Annotated in this window: 4 protein-coding genes and 1 pseudogene; all 5 read right to left on the bottom strand. The window is 55.2% G+C overall.

Annotated features, from left to right (window positions below):
- Positions 1-109: pseudogene (locus NR164_RS30160) on the bottom strand (PAAR domain-containing protein); the annotation flags it as partial.
- Positions 106-2448 carry a DUF2235 domain-containing protein gene (locus NR164_RS30155; RefSeq protein ID WP_256823662.1) on the bottom strand — a complete coding sequence of 781 codons (2343 nt, stop codon included), beginning with the start codon at positions 2446-2448 and terminating at the stop codon, positions 106-108. The gene NR164_RS30155 and the pseudogene NR164_RS30160, both read right to left, overlap by 4 nt.
- Positions 2436-3119 carry a DUF3304 domain-containing protein gene (locus NR164_RS30150; protein WP_256823661.1) on the bottom strand — a complete coding sequence of 228 codons (684 nt, stop codon included), beginning with the start codon at positions 3117-3119 and terminating at the stop codon, positions 2436-2438. Before NR164_RS30150 ends, NR164_RS30155 begins: the two co-directional genes overlap by 13 nt.
- Positions 3107-3634 (bottom strand): DUF3304 domain-containing protein, encoded by a 528-nt coding sequence (locus tag NR164_RS30145; RefSeq protein ID WP_256823660.1) that lies wholly within the window; start codon positions 3632-3634, stop codon positions 3107-3109. Before NR164_RS30145 ends, NR164_RS30150 begins: the two co-directional genes overlap by 13 nt.
- Before the next feature lie 72 nt (positions 3635-3706).
- Positions 3707-4477, bottom strand: coding sequence for a DUF4123 domain-containing protein (locus NR164_RS30140; RefSeq protein ID WP_057006126.1), 771 nt, complete (start codon positions 4475-4477; stop codon positions 3707-3709).
- Between the last annotated feature and the right edge of the window lie 128 nt (positions 4478-4605).

Below are 4605 nucleotides of genomic sequence, written 5' to 3'. Positions count from 1 at the left end.
CTTGATCATCCACGCAGGCCACTGGTTTGCCGAAGGATTTGTAATGCCCCGACAACACCTCACCGCCAAACGGGTGCAGTGGGTCGCCCATGCGTACCAGGGGCATCATGACACCAGCTCCTTAACCTGCTCGACCAACCCGCCAGTGCGTTTCAGATAGTCCAACATGTTCTGCCTGCGCAGGGCCTCTTCACCCTCGATAATGGCTTGCGTTTGCTGCGCCACCACCTCACCGATCGCGAAGGTCGGTTGCAGGATTTTCTCCGCCCCTGGCAGGAAAGGCTCCACTTTGCCACTGACGACATCGATCACCTGGTAGCCCACTGACGCACCAGCCAACGTGCCTGCCAGGCCTTTCCAGCCATGACGACGGATGCTGTACACCCCGCCCAGTACCAATGCGATGCCCACCACACGCCCGGCCACCACCACCGGGGTCATGCGCTTGTTGGTTTCATCGCCGAAATACACCATGCGGTAACGAAAATAATCCCCCCACAACTCCCGTGAACTCGTAGCGTCGTGCATAAACCAGGCACGCGAGTCATGCATCTGGTCGTCAAACAGCGCGACCAGTGCAGCTTTCTGCGGCGAATCGCTGACGCGAAACTTATTGCTGTTGTTCCCGAGCTCAACAAACAGCTCCTTGGCGCGCATTTCACCCTCGGCCTTGATCCGCTCATACTCCTGCTGCTCGTCGTCGTCATTGAGCAGGTACACCGTGTCCCTAAGCGCCACATCGACGACCCAGCCTGCCACGCTGGTCTGATCGCGCCGCCAACCTTGGTAGTCGTGTTCGAACTCCACAGCAGCCTCGCGGATCTGCTGCTGATCCCTTACCGGTTCGTAAGCCGGCGGGCTGGCCGTTCCCAACAGAAGCTGTGCTTCGTTCTCCTGACCCCGGGCCGCCTTGCGCTTTTCTTTGGCGATGGCTATCTCAGCCTCACGTTTGGCTTTTTGCGCCGCTTCCAGCGATGCATTGGTCTGTGTGGCTTGGCCGTAAAAAGGTTGATTGACGTAACTGCCACGGGCCAGACGCTCGATGCGCCAGCCAGTGAGCCAGGCCAATTGCGCGGCCATGGCGTCTTCGAGGGAGTGGCCCAGGCGTAGGGATGGGCCGTTAGACGGGGTTGGCGGGGTGGTTTCTTCGGTTAGGCCCAGGGTGTTGCGCCAGGCGTTGAAGCGGTCGATGAGCTGATCATCTAACGCAAACTCTTTTAAGTTGTCTGTCGACATGGTGCGCGCCCGCTGAATCTGACGCAGTTTATCCGGCAGCACCGCCTCAGGTACCGTCAACGGCGCACCGGCCGCAAAGGCCTCCGCATACAGGTCATGCAGCACAATCTGCGATAGCAACTCGCCCGAACCGCCTCGGGCCTTGCCCTGATCCCCAGGTGGGTAACCGCCGCCCACATCCGAATGCACACCGGGGTAGACCACCTCCCGGGCATAAGGGGGATAAAGGCCATCTGCATAACGGATCGAGTCCAACGGGAAGCACAAGCGCTGCTCATGGGCCGCGACAAAATGCCGGCAGACCTTGATCCACTCGGGGAATGCCTTGACATCGGGTAACTTCTGAGTGCCATCGGCCCAGTCCATATGCCCGTCGGCAAAGGGCGCGGCATGGGCGCTGCCCACCGAAGCCACGGTGTCGAGCAAGCCAAGAAACTCGATGGTCAACGGCAGTCCCAATAATGCCTGCTCTGGGTGTTCGGCCCCTTGCGGGGTATCGAACAGCTCACTCAACCAGGTAACGAAGGTCCGAGCCTCGGCCGCCCCACGGGAAAAACCATAGACGAACAGCTTGATCGCCAGCACCTTGGGCTGCACGGTCGCGACCCTGGTCCGCAAGGGCTCCAGCAGCGAGGCCATGACCTGGCGCCGGCTGCTTTTACCCTGCGCAGTCAGCGGCCAGGTGGTGGCCATGGCTTTGAGCTTGGCCTGGGCGACTGGCAGATCCAACCCCTGCTTGTTGTTCAGGGCGAAGGACAGCGCATCGGCAATTTGCAATAGCCCCCAATTAACCCGGTCCTCCCCTCGATTGGCGAAGGCCAACCCGCGCATGCTGAAGTCCAGCTCGCCAATTTCAGGAAAGGGGGTGCCCACACCGGGGATGTAATAACGAAAATAGCCACTTTCCGGCTGCTCCAGAGTGGCGTGGTAGAGCCGAGCGATATTGGTCGGATGGGGCGGCGTGGCCTTATGGGTGTCGTAGGGTTCGTTGTTGTTAGTACCGTCAAAGAACAAGCTGATATGCAAGCTATGTGCGCAGGTAGAAGCACCACGTAAACCACGCAGGGCATTCAACTCTTGGCGGTACTGTTCCACCTCGATCATTTGTAGATCGTAGTTGGCACTTACGCTCTGCAAATCGCTGGGCAAGCGCCTTTTCTTGGGAAATATGGCCGGCACATAAACCGACTCAGCGTTCTTCACTTCGGACATACGACTGGCTCCTTCATTTCCAATGGTTCCTTGATGGGGCTATTGGGTGATGGATAGCGCCAACAAGACGTGGAGACCTTGACTTGATTGCAGGGTAAAAAATGCACTTCCAACGCACACAATCTGCCCTCATAAGGAGGGAGCTCTACTATGGTGCTATATCTCCCATAGTTTGCCTCATGCCTAGCCAACGCAACCTCATCAAAATTAAATCCATCAGGTTTACGCTTAATTTTTTCGTAAGGGCTCGGATCAGTTTCCCACTCCACTTCAAGTTTCAAGCCTGGCTGCCATTGCCTTGGCAACATCGCACAGCACATCCCACCACCATAACCATGCGGAGATATATTGGCGCCACCATAGCCATTCACCGAAAAGTAATTAATGGCCGCTGACGTGTGGTTCACTCCATTCAAATTACCCGCTAAAAACTTGGAGTCCCCCACCGAGCACCCAGCCAGTAACAAAAGCAAACAACCGCCCAACCATCGGCACATAGCACTGCCTTCTAAATAGTTCATCTCATGCTCCTTATTCACACTTAAGCTCTGTAAGAAAAATACCTGCGCCAAACCTCTTTCATTCAGAACCTCCGGCGACTCACTGGATAAACATCCTTTCTTGGAAAAGTCAGACACATAAACCGATTCGGCGCTCTTCACTTCGGACATATGGCTGGTTCATTCATTTCCAATGGTTCCTTGATGGGGCTATTGGGTGATGGATAGCGCCAACAGGAGGTGGATACCTTGACTTGATTACAGGGTAAAAAATGCACTTCCAACGCACACAATCTATCCTCATAAGGAGGAAGCTCTACTATGGCGCTGTGTTGTTGGTAGTTGGTTTTATGTTTAGCCATAAAAGTTCGAAATGCATCCGAACCTAAAGGCGGAGATTTTGCATAGGGGTTCGGATCAGTTTCCCACTCCACTTCAAGCTTCAAGCCTGTCTGCCACTGCCTTGGCAACATCGCACAGCACATCCCACCACCATAACCATGGGGAGATATATTGGCGCCACCATAGCCATTCACCGAAAAGTGATTAATAGCCGCTGATGTGTGGTTCACTCCATTCAAATTACCCGCTAAAAACTTGGACTCCCCCACCGAGCATCCGGCGAGTAAAACAAGCAAACAACCGCCCACCCATTGGTACATAGCGCTGTTTTTTAAATAGCTCATCCTCTACCCCTATTCGCACCAAAGTCCGGCATGCCCCCCTGTATTGCTCAACAGACAACTAAGGCCTATCAGCTAGACAACATCCGCCCTACTCCAATGCAACTCTGCGTATAATTTCAAGTCACCAAAATAGTTTTCTTGACTGGCTTGCAGCACTACGCGATAACAACATGCAAAACACTGCTCATGGGAAAGTTCCGAAAACCTCGCCCTGGCAACTTCGAACAGATTCTGTGCGTCACTGATGCTGCCCAACCGGTCAAATTGAGCGTCAGCCAAGTTGATGGGAGGAAAGGTTTCAGCCAGGGGCTGATTCGACCGATAGGTACCAGGCTGCCAGACAGGCTGCTGGTCCCGGTTCAGCCAACTCCAGAACAGGGTCACGCGCAGAAATTGCTCTTTCTGTTCTGGGCTCAATACGCTGGCCAACACTTCGGGCATTACGCGGGGGTCATAGAAGCGCAGCAATCCCGACTGGCCTCCCCACTCAAGCTGCGAGAGCCCCTGAAGGGACTTAGCCAAAACATCAAACGGCATAGGTGAAATCAACAGCATGAGGCGTGGCAGATGCCCGACTTGCTCAATCAGTTCTTCCAGCCAGGCTTTGTGCCGCCAGTCGTCGAGGTTGATTCGCATCAAAATGGGCGCCTGCGTCAACAGTGCCTCTTCTGGTGTTGCACTGAATAAAGAAAACCAGCGCATGCCCGGTTCCATAAGGCGAAGGGCCGGCAATAGGGATACATCCCAGGCGGCTTGATCAACCACGACATCGACATGCCCCACGTTCGCGGAACCGCACAGGCTTTCTATTTGCTCGATCCAGCGTGTGTAGTGTTCTTGCATTTTTCTACCCTCAGTCGGTGGCGCGCATGACCGCGCCCGCTGCTTGCGTTTGAGCAATTTTCAGGCACTCTTCGCACACCGACTGCGGCAACTCACGCAAAGGAAAGCGCTGGCTGGTCGTGGTTTCC

It is taken from the genome of Pseudomonas sp. Pse79 (genome assembly GCF_024519615.1).
In the GTDB taxonomy this organism is placed as follows: Bacteria; Pseudomonadota; Gammaproteobacteria; order Pseudomonadales; family Pseudomonadaceae; genus Aquipseudomonas; species Aquipseudomonas veronii.
This window is presented reverse-complemented; position numbering and strand designations above follow the sequence as displayed.